Source organism: Gilvimarinus sp. 1_MG-2023, assembly GCF_030548285.1.
Genome location: NZ_JAUOSC010000001.1, coordinates 1 through 17883 on the forward strand (window position 1 = coordinate 1; position 17883 = coordinate 17883).

12 protein-coding genes are annotated in these 17883 nt (G+C 47.6%); 8 read left to right on the forward strand and 4 right to left on the reverse strand.

What is annotated here, in order from left to right:
• Positions 1-465: 465 nt before the first annotated feature.
• On the reverse strand, positions 466-831 hold the full coding sequence (locus tag Q4563_RS00005; RefSeq protein ID WP_303603194.1) for a SirB2 family protein: 366 nt from the start codon (positions 829-831) through the stop codon (positions 466-468).
• 207 nt (positions 832-1038) lie between these two features.
• Between Q4563_RS00005 and Q4563_RS00010 the strand changes: the two genes are divergently transcribed.
• Positions 1039-1236, forward strand: a complete 198-nt coding sequence (locus Q4563_RS00010) for a hypothetical protein (RefSeq protein ID WP_303603195.1) — start codon at positions 1039-1041, stop codon at positions 1234-1236.
• An 80-nt stretch (positions 1237-1316) separates the two neighbouring features.
• Here Q4563_RS00010 and Q4563_RS00015 read toward each other — a convergent pair whose 3' ends face one another.
• The 3 genes from Q4563_RS00015 to Q4563_RS00025 all read right to left on the reverse strand — a co-directional run bounded on the left by Q4563_RS00015 (position 1317) and on the right by Q4563_RS00025 (position 6168).
• Positions 1317-2615 (reverse strand): methyl-accepting chemotaxis protein, encoded by a 1299-nt coding sequence (locus tag Q4563_RS00015; protein ID WP_303603196.1) that lies wholly within the window; start codon positions 2613-2615, stop codon positions 1317-1319.
• 232 nt (positions 2616-2847) lie between these two features.
• The gene (gene gdhA, locus Q4563_RS00020; RefSeq protein ID WP_215975562.1) at positions 2848-4200 is read right to left on the reverse strand and encodes an NADP-specific glutamate dehydrogenase; all 1353 of its coding nucleotides are present in this window, start codon (positions 4198-4200) and stop codon (positions 2848-2850) included.
• 372 nt (positions 4201-4572) lie between these two features.
• On the reverse strand, positions 4573-6168 hold the full coding sequence (locus tag Q4563_RS00025; RefSeq protein WP_303603197.1) for an ABC-F family ATPase: 1596 nt from the start codon (positions 6166-6168) through the stop codon (positions 4573-4575).
• Positions 6169-6194: 26 nt separating this feature from the next.
• Here Q4563_RS00025 and Q4563_RS00030 point away from each other — a divergent pair, with 26 nt between their 5' ends.
• The 7 genes from Q4563_RS00030 (at position 6195) to Q4563_RS00060 (ending at position 17849) form a co-directional block, all read left to right on the forward strand.
• Complete coding sequence (locus Q4563_RS00030; protein WP_303603198.1) at positions 6195-6365, forward strand: hypothetical protein; 171 nt, start codon at positions 6195-6197, stop codon at positions 6363-6365.
• A gap of 950 nt (positions 6366-7315) precedes the next feature.
• Positions 7316-8122 carry a LuxR C-terminal-related transcriptional regulator gene (locus Q4563_RS00035; protein ID WP_303603199.1) on the forward strand — a complete coding sequence of 269 codons (807 nt, stop codon included), beginning with the start codon at positions 7316-7318 and terminating at the stop codon, positions 8120-8122.
• 240 nt (positions 8123-8362) lie between these two features.
• Positions 8363-8764: a collagen-like triple helix repeat-containing protein gene (locus Q4563_RS00040; RefSeq protein WP_303603200.1), complete on the forward strand. Its 402-nt coding sequence runs from the start codon at positions 8363-8365 to the stop codon at positions 8762-8764.
• Positions 8761-10014 carry a collagen-like protein gene (locus Q4563_RS00045; protein WP_303603201.1) on the forward strand — a complete coding sequence of 418 codons (1254 nt, stop codon included), beginning with the start codon at positions 8761-8763 and terminating at the stop codon, positions 10012-10014. Before Q4563_RS00040 ends, Q4563_RS00045 begins: the two co-directional genes overlap by 4 nt.
• A gap of 1 nt (position 10015) precedes the next feature.
• A complete protein-coding gene (locus tag Q4563_RS00050; RefSeq protein WP_303603202.1) occupies positions 10016-11923 on the forward strand; it encodes a hypothetical protein in 1908 nt (635 codons plus the stop codon).
• A 725-nt stretch (positions 11924-12648) separates the two neighbouring features.
• Positions 12649-14838 carry a DUF7933 domain-containing protein gene (locus Q4563_RS00055; protein ID WP_303603203.1) on the forward strand — a complete coding sequence of 730 codons (2190 nt, stop codon included), beginning with the start codon at positions 12649-12651 and terminating at the stop codon, positions 14836-14838.
• Positions 14839-15572: 734 nt separating this feature from the next.
• Positions 15573-17849, forward strand: a complete 2277-nt coding sequence (locus Q4563_RS00060; RefSeq protein WP_303603204.1) for a S8 family serine peptidase — start codon at positions 15573-15575, stop codon at positions 17847-17849.
• The last annotated feature ends 34 nt before the right edge of the window (positions 17850-17883 follow it).

Genomic DNA, 17883 nt, shown 5'->3' on the forward strand with positions numbered 1-17883 from the left:
CCGGTTCCCGGTACAATTGGCTCGCACGTACGTGTGCTCGGCCTTACAGGCCAGCGAAGCTGCCTAAATCTGTTCCGAACAGATTTTTCCGGCTCCGCGCATGACATACAGGGAGTGTATTAATGTCGCGGGCGCAGGACGCGCAAGAGCGACCCATTATTTTTTCTTCGCTCCAAACTCCCAGTAAATTGAAACAAGCGGTATCTTTCTAACCAAGCCGTCATTGAACCGGTTCCCGGTACAATTGGCTCGCACGTACGTGTGCTCGGCCTTACAGGCCAGCGAAGCTGCCTAAATCTGTTCCGGACAGATTTTTCCGGCTCTGGGCGCTATTATTTCTTTTTTGATTATCTATTGTTGTGTTTCCGGCTAACATTTCGTCAGGTGGGGCAGAGTGGATCTAGTGTCCGCCTTAAACTCATTGGATGGAATATACATGGGTTTAAGGCGGTTATTGAGCGAGGGCTAGAAGCTTTTACTGAGTGCTAAATGCAAAATGCCGGCAATGCAGAGTAGGGCGCCGGCCGCCGCACCCCAGCGGATTGCTTTGGTTGAAGACTTCATCGCTACGATGCCGCAGCCAATATAGGCCACAACGAGTAGCAACTTGACTGTCAGCCAGTTTATGGGCCACAGAGGGTAGCCAACCAGGATGATTAAGCTGATACCGCTTAACAGAAGAGCCGTGTCGATGATATGTGGCGCAATCTTGAAAGGCTTGGCATGGATAAAGCGAGCGTTACACTGGGTTGCGATAAATCGCAGAAAAAACAGCCCGATGGATAAAACAATCAGTAGCAGATGCGTATGCTTTAATGCCATATAGCCCATGGTGGGAGTGTCCTTTATTGTGGGTGGTCTGGCTGGAAGTTTATCACAGTCTTATTTCTCGCCGGGAAATCACCCTTGTCGAGTTGGTGTTCGTTGGCTATTCGCTATACGCCTTGTCGGGCGTTGTTGAGAGTGGAGTCAATGGCACTTTACAGTATTTCTGATAAGCTCAGTAGACTGTTTATTGCTTGAGCAAGTGGTGATGTGATGAAACGATTTTACCTGATTGGGTTTGTAGCGTTGTTCGGTTTACTGGGCAGTGGTTGCGAAAAGTCCGATCGCGATAACAATTCTCAAGGGGCGGGCACTGTGTTTGACGATCAAATTCAAGCCCATCAAACCGCTAAAGATTTGGAAAAGAGCCTCCAGGAGGCGGCTGAAAAACGAGCCGAGCAAATGCCCTAGAAAACCTGTGGGGCTTCTCTAGGGCGCCCGCCCGCAAGGCTTACGCAAGTGTTTAACGCCGGGGCCTGGCAATAGCTAAATTATTGCTGCCCCAATTGGTTAACTACTTGGGCAAAGTTGGTAACCCCTTCCGCAATTTGCTCAACACCCTCGGACACCTGATTAATTCTATCCTGCCCTTGGGTGGAGATGGTGCTGACGTCTTCCATCTGTTGTTTAATTTGGTGGGTTAATTGGTGGTTCTCCCCAACGACCGTAGAAATTTCTTGCGTCGCCTCACTAGTGCGAGCCGCAAGTTGCCTAACTTCATCCGCTACCACCGCAAACCCTCGGCCCTGATCACCGGCCCGGGCCGCTTCAATAGCCGCATTAAGGGCCAGTAGGTTGGTTTGTTCTGCAATCGCGCGAATGGTGGTGACAATCTCAGAGATGCTATCTGATTGAGTGCTGAGCTTATCGGTCAGGGAGGCGGCTTCATGGATTTGGCTGGCGACCTGGTTTGAGGTGCTGACCGCATCCCCCAGCAACTCTTTGGCGTGAGTGGTAATCTGCGAGGTTTCCTCCGATGTGCTGGATGCTGCCTCAACCGCGGCAAGAGCGGCCTGAATACGCTCGGTAATATCCGAGGCAAACTTAATGACTTTATATACTTTACCTTCGGCATTTTTCATAGGGTTGTAGGTGGCTTCTAGCCAAACACTCTCACCGGCCGAATTTATGCGCTCAAACTTACCCGAGTTAAAATGACCATTGGCCAGTTGCTGCCAAAAGTCTGGGTTTTGCCGATAAAAACTGTCGTGACAGAACATCCGGTGGTGCTTGCCCACGACCTGTTCTAGTTGATAACCCGTGGCGGCTAAGAAGTTACTGTTAGCGCTAAGTATGGTGCCGTCTGGGGTAAACTCGATCACTGCCAGTGAGCGGCTAATGGCGTCAAACATGGCGTTGCGATCAAGCAAGTCTATGTGGTGTTGGGTTACATCAGAGGCTATTTTGATAACCTTAGTAACTTTGCCGTTCTCCCGAACTGGAAAGTAATTTGACTCCAGCCAAAGCGCTTCACCATTTTTATCGATACGTTTGAAGGTGCCGTTCTGACTGATACCGGCGTTTAGATTGGCCCAGAAAGTGTGATACTCCCCGGAGCGGGCATAATCCTGCTCGCAAAATATCTTATGGTGTTTTCCTTTTATCTCATCGATAGAGTAGCCGACAAGGCTTAAAAATATCTCGTTAGCATCCAAAATATCCCCGCCCGGGGTGAACATAATATAACCAATGTGTGTGCGGATGGCACTAATGTAAGAGCATAACTGACGATTTGTTGCTTCTAATTGGCGGTTTTCCGCCTCTAGCTCACGGTTTCTACCAAACATCATGAAATCTTCCTAGATAATGCGGTTTAATCAATTATCGACCAAAGTCTTGGTTTCTCAAGTTTTTATTGTGGTTTAACCGCGGGGGGATGCTTGTCGAACGCAGCTCGATACGCCGAGCAGCCAAGGGGTAACGCCGAGGGGGACTAAACGTATGCACAGTCGGGCGGGGCTCTTCCATGAGCATTTTGCCGTGACTACGTTTGCAGTGGTGTGTTCTTGTTAGGGTTGTTGGCTAGACAACCCCTTGTTCAATCATAGCTTCGGCTACTCGCTTAAAGCCGGCTATATTGGCGCCAAGTACTAAATTATTCGGTTGTCCATATTCTTGCGCCGCATTACTTGCAGCGGTAAAGATATTTTTCATAATGGCTTTGAGTTGTTCGTCGACTTCTTCGAACGTCCAGTTGCGCATGCTGGCGTTTTGCGACATTTCTAGTTGACTGGTAGCGACGCCCCCAGCATTGGCGGCTTTACCCGGGCCGTAGGCAATTTGGGCTTTAATAAAAGCCTCAACGGCCGCTTGCGAAGATGGCATGTTTGCGCCTTCGCTGACTAACGTGCAACCGTTGGCCAATAGTACTTGCGCGTCTTCGCCAGTTAATTCGTTTTGGGTCGCACAAGGAAAAGCTGCATCGGCATTAAAGCGCCATACGGCGTGGCCATCTTCAGGGTATTCACCGCTGGGTGTGTAAATAGCATCGCTGTGAACTCTCATATATTCTTCAAGACTGAGCCGGCGAACCTCTTTGATATCTTTGATTAGTTCGAGGTCGATACCTTGCTCGTGGAAAATCGTTCCGCGAGAATCGGAGCAGGATACCGGGGTTGCCCCTAGTTCAAGCAATTTTTCGATGGCGTATATGGCGACATTGCCTGCGCCGGACACAAGGCACTTTTTCCCTTTTAGTGAGCTACCCTGTGCTTCGAGCATATACTGGGCAAAATACACAGTGCCGTAACCGGTGGCTTCTTTACGTGCTAGGGAGCCTCCCCACAATAAACTTTTACCGGTTAAGACTCCTTCATAGCGGCCGGTCAGGCGCTTGTACTGGCCAAACATATAACCAATTTCACGGGCGCCGACACCAATATCGCCAGCCGGTACATCGGTGGTGGGGCCGATATGGCGGTATAGCTCGTTCATATACGATTGGCAAAAGCGCATAATTTCGTTGTCGGAGCGACCTTTGGGGTCAAAGTTAGCGCCGCCCTTACCGCCGCCAATGGGTAGCCCGGTTAAGGCATTTTTAAAAATTTGCTCAAAGCCTAAAAATTTAATAATGCTTGCATTTACGCTAGGGTGAAACCGCAACCCACCTTTGTAAGGGCCAAGAGCCGAATTAAACTCAACACGGTAGCCCTTATTAACTTGCACATTGCCGTTGTCATCTACCCAGGGTACCCGAAACATAATTTGGCGCTCAGGCTCAACAATGCGTTGAATAATGGCGTGCTTCTGGTAGCGCTTACTGGTTTCCAGGAGTGGCTCGAGAGACTCTAAAACCTCTTCTACGGCTTGATAAAACTCGCATTGGGCCGGACTGGATTGCTTTAGGTCGGTAATGGTCTGATGTATATAAGTCATAAGCAAAGTTAAATTTTAGGGGGTAAGAAGCTGTTGTTGCAGCTGAGAAGGTAAAGCAGACGCACTGATTACAGGCGTTCGAATTTTTGTTTTAATATTATTTGCTTATTGTGCCCTACGGTGGTGCGAGGGGTCAAGATTGGTGCGTTTTGAGGGGGTGCATACTGCACTTGTTGGGCCGCAAACGTTGAAGGAGGGGGGTGTTTCCGGCGGCGGTTGGTTGTAGGGGGCAAGTCGTATTTTGTGGCCGCCTATCATTACAATTCACGATTTAAAGCTGAGGCCAATCATTTTTTCTTATGATGGCTAAGCGACGTAGCGCCGCTTAGCCATAACAGGCCGTGAGTTTAACAAACCGTCAATGTTAAAGCGTTAACCTTGTAGGCCTTTACTGGCCAAGTACTCGTCGTAAGTGCCCGAGAAGTCGATGATTTTATTATCGGTGATTTCTAAAATACGGGTGGCTACCGAGGAGACAAACTCGCGGTCATGGCTGACAAAAAGCAAAGTGCCGGCATAATTCTCAAGCGCCACGTTAAGCGACTCGATAGATTCCATATCCAAGTGGTTCGTGGGTTCATCCAGCAACATCACGTTGGGCTTTTGCAGAATTAGACGGCCAAAAATCATGCGGCCCTGCTCTCCACCGGAGATCACTTGCACGCGCTTATTAATATCGTCATTGCCAAACAGTAAGCGCCCTAAGGTGCCACGAATTAACTGCTCGTCACCATTAACCGGTTTAAACTGGCTCATCCATTCAAACAGCGTCTCGTTGTTGGCAAAGTCGCTGCTGTGGTCTTGCGCGTACTGACCCAGCCTAACGTTTTCGGACCACTTAACCGTACCGCTGTCGGGGGTAAGCTCGCCCAATAGAGTGCGTAACAGGGTGGTTTTACCCGCGCCGTTCTCACCAATAATGGCAATGCGCTCGCCCACCTCAACCATTAAATCAAAAGACTTAAACAGCGGGCCATCTTCAAAGCCTTTGGTTAAATCGTGCACCTCTAGCGCTAAGCGGTGCAGTTTTTTATCTTGCTCAAAGCGGATAAACGGATTCACCCGGCTAGAAGGTTTAATGTCTTCTAGCTGGATTTTGTCTATTTGCTTAGCGCGCGAAGTGGCCTGCTTAGCTTTAGAGGCATTGGCCGAAAAGCGGCTGACAAACGATTGCAGCTCGGCGATTTGGGTTTTCTTTTTGGCGTTGTCGGCGTGTTGACGGTCGCGCACGGCGGTGGCGGCGGTCATGTAATCGTCGTAGTTGCCGGGGTAGAGGCGAATCTCGCCGTAATCCACATCGGCCATATGGGTACACACGCTGTTTAAAAAATGACGGTCATGCGAGATGATTACCATGGTGCTGTTGCGCTGGTTAAGCGTCTCGCTTAGCCAGTGAATAGTGTGAATGTCCAGGTTGTTGGTCGGCTCATCCAGCAGCAGTACATCCGGGTCCGAGAACAGCGCTTGGGCCAGCAGCACCCGTAGCTTCCAACCGGGAGCGATCTCACTCATGGGGCCAAAATGTTGCTCGACACCAATGCCCAGGCCAATCAGCAGCTCGCCGGCACGCGATTCGGCAGTGTAGCCGTCCATCTCGGCAAACTCGGCCTCCAGGTCGCCCACACGAATACCGTCGGCTTCGCTCATCTCAGGCAAGCTGTAAATACGGTCACGCTCTTCTTTTACCGCCCACAGCTCGGCGTGGCCCATAATCACGGTATCCACCACTGAGTATTGTTCAAAGGCGAATTGATCCTGGCGCAGCTTACCGATGCGCTCACCGGGGTCGAGCGAGACGTTGCCGGCGCTCGGCACCAAATCGCCACCGAGGATTTTCATAAAGGTAGACTTGCCGCAGCCGTTGGCGCCAATTAAGCCGTAACGGTTGCCGTTGCCGAATTTAACCGAAACGTCTTCAAATAACGGCTTAGCGCCGAACTGCATAGTGATATTGGCGGTAGTGAGCACACGAGATCCTGTAGTGGGAGGGGTGTTTGTCGAGCACAGATGTTGTATTCCGTCAGCGCTCTTGCAAGAAGCGCGCGATTGTCCCAGAAGTGGGGGGATACATCAACGGTAAAGGTATGAATATGTCGCTAACGCCGGGTTTCACGGTTATGCCGGCCTTGAGCTGGTATTTAGGGGTGGCGCCGCCGGAGGCGTAAGCTTTTTATATGCCTGTATCGCCGAGCGTGGCGAGTTACTTTTCTTTGTTTGGGTAAATCAAAGTAACCAAAAGGTCGTTCCTGCGCACAGCCCAGGCTGCTCTCTCTTGCATCGCAATTCACCTTTTCCTACTTGCTTACCCCCTAAAATGAGCCTCCGATCGGCTCAGTCGCATGGGCCCTCAATGCGGCACTTCGTAGCGATACTGGGTTGGTGGTTGCCTTTATCGCTATGGCATAATTCTACAGAAAACATAAGCACCGAGCGCGCATTTCAGTGGTCAATTAATCTCGGACAAGGAGCTGTCAAAACTACTATTTTCTCTTTTTTATCAAACACGTTCGGTAATATCCTAGATCCACCTCTCTTGGAGATAGCTTGCCGTGGGTGCGCACAATTCAAGGCTGAACCCCAGCAATTTCATTTAGCGAGGAGGACATCCATTGTGTTGATGATTTATGCGGCATAAATTTGATCTGACCCCATTTATTTCATTTATCCTGTTTCCGTTGCAAGGCTTTAACATATGATAAACATAGGTCGTGGTTTTGCAGTTAGCCGAAAACATTCTTCTGGTGAGTCTACATAGTTTGCACTTGAATAAGGCATCATAATTTTTTACTCTCGCGACTTTATTGCTAAAGTCTGTTGTCGGCGGGACAAAACAGCTCATAAGTTAACAACTGGCAAGGGGCCCATGTGTCAAAAGAACCGGATGGCTTATTGGAGGGTTGTGCGGGTAGATCAATACTATTCGAGGTGGTTTGAATCAATCAAGGCAATGAGAATTAGCTGTAAATGGTGTTATGCTGAGCTCATGGCATTAATGATGAGATAAACCTACGGCTTTAGCTCACAAGTTGTTATCTGGTTCCTGTTTATTGCTTCTAGCTTTAAATTAAGCGATTAGCTGCTTATATTAAAACGAACAACAAGAAGTTAGCCTGCTATGAATTTATCAAATGCTGAGGTCAGGCAAGTTGCTGAGTTAATACGCAATCCCCCACATCAAACCTTTTTTACGTTGCAGGCCTATATGCAGCTGTTGTGCAGAGTGCTGAATGCTGATGCCGTTGGATGGCTAGCTGCATTTGGCGGTCGGTTTGGCCGTAGGGATGATCGTGAGCGTGAATTGCTAACCGATTGGAAGGTTATTGATATGATCTTTCTTGGCATGCAGCCGGCTGAAGCTCAAATGGCAAAGCGCGAGTATTTGAGCTTGTCAGATTTACTTGACGAAGTGGATCCGTTAACACAGTGGGCCTTGGGTACCACAGGGTGCGACAGGGTACATACAATGCAATGTTCATTGCTGAGCCGTGATGACGTCGATCATTGGTTTCCAGAGTTTTTTTTGCATAAAAACAATATCCAAGATCGTATGTTGGGCGTAATTTCGTTGGGTCCAAATTGTGAAAGCTATATGATAATAGACAGGAATAGGGGCAGTGCTAATTTTAGTGAGGCTGATCAACAACGATTGTTGTCTTTTAACGCATTAATGGCGAGGCTCCATTTTTGGCTTATGTTGGAGCGAGGCCTAACCCAGTGTGCCAATGGTGTATTGACACCCCGACAGCGTCAAATTGTTCATCTATTGTTGCAAGGGTTGCCGGAGCAGGCCATAGCTAAGCAGCTGAAGCTGAAGAGCACTACAGTTCATAACTATATAATTGATTTGTACAAGTTATACCGAGTAAACAGCCGCAGCGATTTGCTTCTCAAGTGGTTGAATACCCCCTATCTGACGCGTTAGCACCGTTACGTATTGATCAGGCCCGTAGGGCATAGCTGGCAGTGAAAGTATAAAAAAGGATTTTTTATATCACTGGTGGGTTTTGTTAGATATGGGCCGCATGTGTTTTTGTCTTCCATTACTGTTCTTTTTGCCGCCAGCCATATATCCATACCACCATATGGTAGAGGAGCATTTTTGGGCAGTTTAGTAATACGCCATATACTTACGTATTACACCTACCTGTCGGGGGACTTCACAATGAAACGGAAACTTCTAGGGCGTTACGGTGCCGCCCTGATATTGCTTTGTTTGCTATCTGGTAACACCTGGGCGGGTGAGGTGGAGTACCAGCAGTTGCTATCGAATTACCGCACACTGCATGCGTTAAGACTGTCTTTGACCGAAATAAAACTAATAAGCGGACCAATGGGGCCACAAGGAGAGGTGGGTGAAAAAGGACTGCAAGGCTCACCGGGGGACCCGGGAGTTGGGTTTACTCAAGAGCAAGAAGATGAGCTGGGTGCCAAGCTTGATGCGAGCCGGGATCATATCACCGAGCTGCACGCTCGTATGGAACAGCTACGCCGAATGATCAGCACGACAGAAGTCTATATACAGGATTGGCATGATATTGCCGACCAGCTGGAGGCTCAAGAATGAAGCTACAATTGATAATGCTTTGTTCATTAATAGCCACTTTGGCGGCTTGCGGTGGGTCAGGTTCAGATAGCTCTGGCGCAGCGAATGAGTCTGTCACTAGCGACTCATCTTCGGTCTCCAGTGCCGCTTCTTCGGTCTCCAGTACCACTTCTTCGGTTTCCAGTACCGCTTCCTCACTAAGTAGCTCCAGTGCTGATCAAGAACCTTCGCCCTTCACGCACTATCAGACTTTGATACAGGAGGTTAATGACGCCGGAGCTATTTTGGTGGAAAATCATACAAACTCAAATGAGGCTGTTGAGCTTGTTGACCTTCAGGCGATAGTCGAGGCGTTGAACACCTTGGAGCAGGAGGTTACGGAAGACACGATCTTGAAGGATAGTGAAAGGGACCTATTATTCGATGAAATTTCACAGTATCGAGAAGGGCTAACCCAAGCAATTTTGCAAATAGAAATAAACAATCAACTAATTGCTGATAATGAACAACTTCAAATTCAACTCAATGAATTAAAACTGGTCAGTGCAGAAGCGGCACAGTTCGAGATTGAGTTGGCCACACTTGAACTGCTGCTTAATATTCTGGATGAGCAACATCAGCGAGTTGGTCCTGATGAAGAGAGTATTGATCGCTTACAAGATGAGTACGATAAATGGCAAGAGAAGCGTTTGGTATTGCAAGCTAAATATCAGGTTAATCACGACGTCTACGATTCATACTCCATTGCAGCCAAGTCCGGTACCGTCGCTCAGATTGAATTCGCCAAAACACTAAGTGAGCGGCAAGAAGAAATAAATAGGCACCTTGAAGAGTTTAATCAAAGCCTGCTACATATAAAGAGTGTTCTCGATGCGATCATTACTCTAATTTCTCAGCTAGAAACGAAAATTTCGAACGCACAATTACAATGGAGCCGGCTGTTGAGCTATGTAGAAAGTAACAACTCTATAGAGCGAAGCCTTACCGAAAAAGTAAATAATCTGACATTAGTTCCGGGTCCACAGGGCCCGCCAGGTGAGCGCGGTCCACGGGGTGGACAGGGCGAGAAAGGTGTAGAAGGTGACGGTCTGAATGACAATGATTTCAATACGCTGAATGCAATGATTGAGGGCGCCTTGTACTGGGAGTATTTGGGCGGCATAGATCCTGACGAATATTTTAATATGGGTGAAAAGTATATTTTTACCTTTGAGGAAAATTTAGGCAGGATCAATAAAACGCTCTACAATATGCACGTCGAGGAAAAGTAGCATGAGGTCATATCTGGTATTTTTTTTCCTGTCTTTATCTGTCGTTGCCTCTGCACAAACAGATCCGTGCGAGCAGGCTTCAGATAAAATAACTTGTATTGTAAATAAAATTAAATATGAGAAGGGGGAAATTGAAGCTCTTTTAGAAAATCTAGATAGGCCAGGTCCGCAAGGGCCTCAGGGCCTTATGGGTGAGGTGGGTGAGGTGGGGGATGATGGGGTACAAGGATTGTCACAAACGTTGTTCTATGGCTCAGTTGTAGAAAGGCATGATGAGTTGCTAGCGTTGATGGGTGATTCTTCCAACGAGGGTACTGTATTAGGTGATGAACTGTATGTTCGAAGAAAATTAGCGCCCATAAATAATGTGGGATCTACACTTGTATCTGAGTTTCAGCGAGCCAGGCTGAGAGTTTCCAATCACAATCGCAATCCCTCCGATGTTATTACTAAGTTGCCATATGGTGAGGTGACTGAAATCGATGGAATCACCTATTATATCTATGAGGGCTTGGCATTCCCTCGTGCGGATAACAGTAGTTCTGTTGTTGCCGGCCCATCAAGAGCGGGCTATTTTTTTAACGCCGAAAATGGTGATGTATTTCATGCTTGGGCGGAAACCTCTGGTTCAGGCGGTGATTTATTTGAAAATGTTTTTGTGGATCCTGTAGTAAATCCTGGTCAAAGTTACCCCGTAGAGCCACTTTGCAAGGCGCTACCTGGTATACCGGTTTGCTCGACCCGAATGGGGAGTCGGGTGTATTCGGATACTATTCTGCTGACCTATACGGATATCGATACGCCAATAGATGTTGACTTTGATGAATACCTTGATGAGCCTGAAGAGCTGCCGGGGCTGTACGATGTTCCTATTCGCGTTGTGAGCCTTAAGGATCATGCCAGTTACTTGTTAGGGGCGGAGCCAGAAAATCCGATATTTCAACGAGCGGTTAGCCGTACGCTGGATCTACTCGAAGAAGATGAACTGAAAATTATTGAGTCGTTGGACGAGGCGAGATCAAGCTTCGTGATTGATTATGCGGCGTACTCAGGCATTCCTGATTTTGCGGAGGAAGCTGCTAACATTGATACTTCCTTTACCAAATCTATCGAGCTTGTTCAGGTTTTGGCCCAGAACAACCCACACGCAAGAATAGTACTGGAAACACTGGCGCTCGAATCGCCTTTGATGCGCTATTTGCTGGTGTGTAATCTTATCGATATATACCTTGAATATCGTGATGGTTCGCTTTTTGGGTTAAGTGAAACGGAAATATACCATCTAGAATTGTTCGAAGATGGACTGGCTAGATTTGTACGCAGTTATACCGTTAAAATGCGGGACATATCTAAAAAATTGCTTGCTGCAGATATGAGGACAAGAGCTAGCTTACACAATGTTCTGGCGCTTCCGTTTGGGCCTTATGTAGATTCTGCGCGGGATCTGTTGTATGCAGATGCTGTGATTAAGCAGCCGCAGGTGTATAGGGAATTGTACGATGCATTATTTGTCAATGATGCTGATTTAGAGACAGTGGCGGTCATTTCTGCTGCGGTATCCACAACTACCGGTGTAAACCCGACATTACTTCTAGAGCAACAACTTGAAGGCACCATTCGGCGTGTGGTCGATAAAGCCATAAAAAAAGTTGCGGCTAAAGGTGCCAAGGTTTTGGTTAGAGTTCTGAAAGTCGGTGGCAATAGTAATGTTGTTGCCAAAATCATAACTACCTCCATAGAAATTGCTATTGAAGGCGGCTTACAAGCTAGCGAAAATTCCAAACAACGGGATGCTTTTTATGCCTTGATGGAGGCTGCGAGTCAGCTACCTGATTTTGACAGGTGGACCGATGAGGATATCGCTAATGCAGCACAAGACTGGCTAACCATTGGTATCGATGTCAATTAACAATTTTGAGTGGCCTCAGTCGCTGGGCGGACGAGAGAAATATTAATGGAGTCGGGCCTTACAAATCACATTTTATATTTTTCGCGTGTGTAAATTGTAGGGCCTACCTCACTCAACGCGCAAGAGCTATTCCTGATGTTGGTTGGGTAGGTGCAGCGTACGCGAGTGGAAAATCAATGTGTTGTCAAATGAAAGGCAGGAAACTTTGATTGTGCGAGATTATATTTGGGCTTTTCTAATAATTTTCTTGTTGATTTTTTCTACCATGGCGTAGCATTTTTATCACTAGATTCTCTAGTTAAATCGTCTTTATATTTGAGTTTTAAGTGGGGCGTAAGCTACCCCACTCAGTAGCCCCCCCCCCAAAAAAACATCTGAGGCGCGACAAATGGGCATGGATACTGGGCAGTGAGCAGTTTAAGCGCGATTTCGAGTCGAAAACGGGAAAATCCGTCGTTTCCAGACAGCTCGGCGGCGACCGGAAATCACCAAGCTGGAGAAATCAATGACTTTGACCCCATTGATCCCGGATTCCATCGATCCCTTGTATATCATTGCCCTGCCTCAAATGGTCTTAATCTGAGCCGGACATTAAGGTAGTACGACTGCGATTATCGGTAGATATGAAACAATAGGAATCGTATACTTTATGCTCTCGGCGGAAGATTCCGAGTGATAGCGGCTTTGAACGGAAGCCGCAACAAACCATTAGGGATATTTCCAACATGAAAAAACTTCTCTGGCTTACGCTCTTGGGCTGCCTGTTCTCAGTATCAGCCTCAGCGCAAGTGTCTCCTACCTTTAGCAAAACGTTTGTTCCTGAAAAAATAGAAACCAGCGATACAGCAGTGCTAACCTTCACGCTGGATAACTCGGCCAACGCGACGACCGCACTGACGGTGAACTTTAGCGATACTCTGCCACCCCCGATGGTTGTGGGCGCACCATCGAATGCCAGTACCAACTGTGTAGGAGGCACGCTGAGTGCTCCTGATAACGGGGGTAGTATTACCTACACGGGCGGCGCAATTCCCGCAGGCGGGATCTGTCAAATTGTCGTCGATATAGTCGCACCCAGCACCGAAGGCTTGTACGTCAACACCACCTCGGATCTTACATCTTCGTTTGGCAACAGCGGACCTGCCAGCAGCACACTGGAGGTAATCGAAAACGTTTTATTCCTACCTCTGCCGGTCGACCAAGACTTCGAGAGTATCCCCATTCAGGAAGTGAGATCCAACGACGCCCTGCTGGACATCCCCGGTTTTCGGTATGAACAAAACTCGCCCAATGGTCGATTCGCGATCCGATCCGACTTCGACCCCGATGGTATGCGCATAGCCTCTATGGATAACCCATACGGAGAGAGCTTAAACCACATCATTCTGGGGTTTGACGGATCGGCCCATCCTCCAGGCCAAGAGCTCTACTTGGATTTCAACTGGTACGATCACGGTGACGAAGCCGACATCGAGGACATCGTTGAAATCCGTGGTACGCCGACTGATGCATGGCTCCAGATTTACAATTTTGGCGCTAACTCGAATAATGGCGCTTGGACGTCGGTCACTGACCGAGAGCTCACTGCGGTGCTAAACGGCAACGGCCAGTCTTTAAGCAACCAAAGCCAAATTCGATTTGGCCAAAACGACAACTTTCCGATCAATACCGATGGAATCAGTCTGGACGATATCGAGATCGGCCCGTCCGTCAAGTTTGATAAGGCGTTTAGTCCTACGCTGGTTGCACTGGGTGATTCGGCACGGCTAACGTTCTCCATCGACAACCGCGGAACCCTCGATGCGACCGGCATCAATTTCTCGGACAACTTACCAGCAGGCATGACATTAGCGACACCCGCCAATGTTATCAGCACCTGCATCGGCAACCTGACAGCCGCCAACGGCACCAGCTTGATCGACTACAGCAGCGGCTCTCTAGTCTCAGGTGCCAGCTGCACGATCGAGGTCGACGTAGTCACTTCGGCGCCGGGCGACTTGATCAATACCAGTAATGCGCTGACCTCTTCGGCGGGTGACAGCGGCTCGGCTTTGGCCACGCTGACGGTCACCACTGAGCCAAGCTTCAGCAAGGCATTTGCGCCGGCCTCGGTCACCACAGGCACGACGAGCACTCTGACCTTCTCGCTAGACAATTCGGCCAATAGCGTAGCTGCCACTACGGTCGACTTCACCGATAACCTACCGGCCGGCTTGGTCGTGGCCACCCCCCCGAATCTCACCACCACCTGCACCGGCGGTACGCTCACGGCCCCAGCCGGCAGCGGCAGTATCGGCTATAGCGGCGGCACCATTTCAGCGGCTTCGGTTTGCACCATTGCTGTTGACGTCGTTGCCAGTACACTCGGTGAACTCATCAACCTCACCGGCGACCTGACCTCCAATCTGGGCAACAGCGGCACTGCCAGCGCCACGCTGGCTGTCAACGATGCTCTAGGCTTTGGCATTAGCTTTTCTCCTACGAGAATCACCTCTGGACAGCAATCGACGATGAGCTTCACCATCGACAACAGTGGCTCAATTGATACCGCGACAGATCTGGAGTTTTCCCTGCCGCTACCACCAGGAATGGAGGTTGCCTCACCCATCAACTTAATCGACGACTGTGGCGGCGCACTGATAGTCAGCGGTAGCACTCTCGATTACAGTGGCGGATCCGTGGCGGCGGGAGCAAGCTGCAGCATCAGCCTCGACGTGACGGCGTTCATCGGCAGCAGCTTCTCGCCGATGACTACGCTCTCGTCCAGCCTTGGAAACACATCCAGTGTATTATTGCTCGGTGCGCTGGGCGTCAACGCGCTCCCCCTACCGATGCTTTCAAACTGGAGCTTGGGACTACTCATCATAATGGTTATGGCCAGCCTGTTCATCCGCAGACGTCAGTTCTTCGGTTAATGGCTGGTTGAGTAAACGCAAAAATCCCCGCCTGTGTGGCAGGTGGGGATTTTGTACCTGATCTCTAGTCAGCTCATTGTAGAGGGCCGTATCGACAGGGCGCGGCCCAAGCCGACTTCTCTGCCTCCGGCATTCACCTTCTCTTATCTGCTTACCCCATAAAATAGGCCTGCGCTCGGCTGGCTGCAAGGGCCCCAAAAGCGTCATTTCGTAACAGGCTTGGGTTGGTAGTTGTGTTTATCGTTATGGCGTAATACTCTACGGTAAATATACGCGCCCAGCGCACATTTTAGTGGTCAATTAATCTCGGACAAGGAGCTGTCAGAAAATGCCGTTTTCCTCTTTTCGATCAAACACATTCCGCAACTCCTTAAACCGATTTTCACCGAGGATAGTTTGTCGGGGTTATTGGGGGTAGACCTTACAGTTGAGAATATTAAGTTTTTCGCGTGTGTAAATTGTAAGGCTTGACCCCGGTGGTTCCGTAGCCAGTTAGGAAGGTGAGATAATAAAGGGCGCAGCCCAGGATATACGCAGTAGCTCTTATCCCTACCTTTCCAGTTTGCAAGTCATCGCATAGAAATTAATGAACGAGTCATCGTGTTTGGGGTTTACATTGTGTGAATGTAAGGCCTCGTATATTGACGATGCCGATGATCTCGTAGAGCAGCTGTACCTAGCAACCACTTAAACTATGGCCGAATTGACTTGGCCACAACAACAAGGAGTTTCTTATGAATAAAATGAAAGTCATATCAAGCATTATTTTGTTAGCGTCCCCGCTAGCTTGGTCACAAAACTATCTAGACATTCCTTCAGGTAAGGACCCCAAGAAATATCAGTGGGGGTTGCACGCCATGGAGTTTCCTGATGCTTGGGAGATCACAACAGGCAATGCATATGTTGGTGTGGTTGATGGCGTTAACTATCAAGAAGTTCAATCTATAGAGGGCTTAAAGAGTAATCTGAAACCGCATATGTCAAATAAATTGAATAATTATGTTGATCCAGGCAAAGTGATACATAGTTTGCATGTGGCGGGAATAGTTGCGGCAGATGGGAAAGATGGAATTTATGGTGGTTGCCCTACATGTAATTTAATGGTTTGGAGTCGTTTAGATGAGCATGAAGAATTAACAGGTATAAGATCAGGCACAGCTGAGGGTGAAGCGATAGAGGCTGCGATTGAATCTGGGGTTCAGGTTATCAATCTTAGCTGGGGCGGGTCGACAGAATACAAAACTACTATCGGTTCCGCCATAACTAATGCGAAAAACAGAGATGTATTGATAGTGGCAGCCAGCGGTAATAGAGGCAACAAGTTTAATGGCCCTGATTTTCCAGCAAAAAATACTGGGGTATTAGCCGTTGGAGCAATGTCGCATTATGATTTTGATGGTTGGATCTTGATGAATTATGCTTGTAATAACGATTCTGGAGATATATATGTATCGCAACCCTTCGATGAAGACAACGGGGGAGTAGTTGCTCCTGGCCTAGACATACTTTCTTATTATGTTAAAGGAGATAACTATTTAGGCCTGGAATCTCTTAATGAAAATGATCCAGATTATCCAGTATACCCTGAGCTGTGCTTGTGGACCGATAGCGATAATCATAGAACTGTGGTGGATCCCAATATTGCAAATGACGGAATTGGTTTGTTATCTGGGACGTCTATGGCTGCCCCGCACGTCTCAGCATTAGCGGGTATTATTCGTTCTATTAACCCACTTATGTCAGCCAGTACAGCGATAGAAAAAATTAAAAAAGCATCAGACCGTTATGGTGCGAGTTATGAGGCATTAACTGAATTAATAGAGATGCAGGAAAGTAACTTTGAGGATGAAATACAAGATACTTTTGGCACTTCTGACGGATCAGTAGCGTATTATGAACCTATCAATCCATCAAGCCCTTCTGATCCATCAAACCTTCCTGATCCTCTGGGGAGTGGTTTGCCCAGTGCAAGCAGGGCATCACACTTGGCTTTAGCTACACTACCTTCTCGTTTAACACCATTGTTTTCATTGTATAGCAATGATCGAAAGGATCATTTTTACACTACTATTCCGCAAATGGCTGTTGGCGCACTAAATGGTCTTTTGTTACCTACATCATCTGAAAATTCCGCATCAAATATTTATACTACATTTGGAGAAGATATTCGAACTAGAAACTTTAAGTATGGGTATAATAAATTTCCATCTCTTTCTGACACAATAATTCCAAAAGCTGAAATATTTGTTTTCACTACACCACAAAATCCTTCGACAGGGGACGATCTTTCACCTTTATATAGAGTCAGTAAAAGTTGTGAATCTGAAATGGATTACTTCTGTATCAATAATCCTAATAATGTAGATATTGGTTATGCGATTGATATGGATGAACTACAAATCTATAAGAATAGTGGTTATTCAATCGATGGAATTGAAGGCTATGTGTACCCATATGATGAGCCTCAACCTCCAGGAACAGTCAAGCTGTTTAAAGGCTATTCTTTAAGTGTAAAAGATATAGCAATTTTTCCAGAAACCAAATTGCAGGAAATGGAGGACAAAGGTTATACAGGAAGCATTGGTAAGAGACATATTGGTTACGTATATGAAAACTTAGGTGCCTATGAGCCTTTACTTGATCAGCACAAGTCAATACAGCCACATGCTGTTCCTTTGAAGCCGACATCAGCGATTATTGTTGAACATAGTGAAAGTAGAGTTTTAAGATTTACTTGGAGTAAGGTTCCAGGTGCAGACAAGTATAAGCTCCATTTCTATGCTAGGACTAACCCACAAGGGGGCTTTACTAAAGTAGAGCTGGGCGCTAGTAGTAGTATTTGTAGATCAACGGGGAGTACCTGTTCATCGGCTGTCCAACTAACAACGGCGTTAAAATATTCAGAGTTTGGGGAAGTAAGGCCATTTCACTGGGAAGTTAGAGCTCGAGTCAATGGGACTTGGCAAAGTAGAAAATTCGTGAATAGTTTAAGTGTTAAGATGGTCGAATAAGAGGGTGTTCAAAACTCTGTGTCAGCCAACTAGC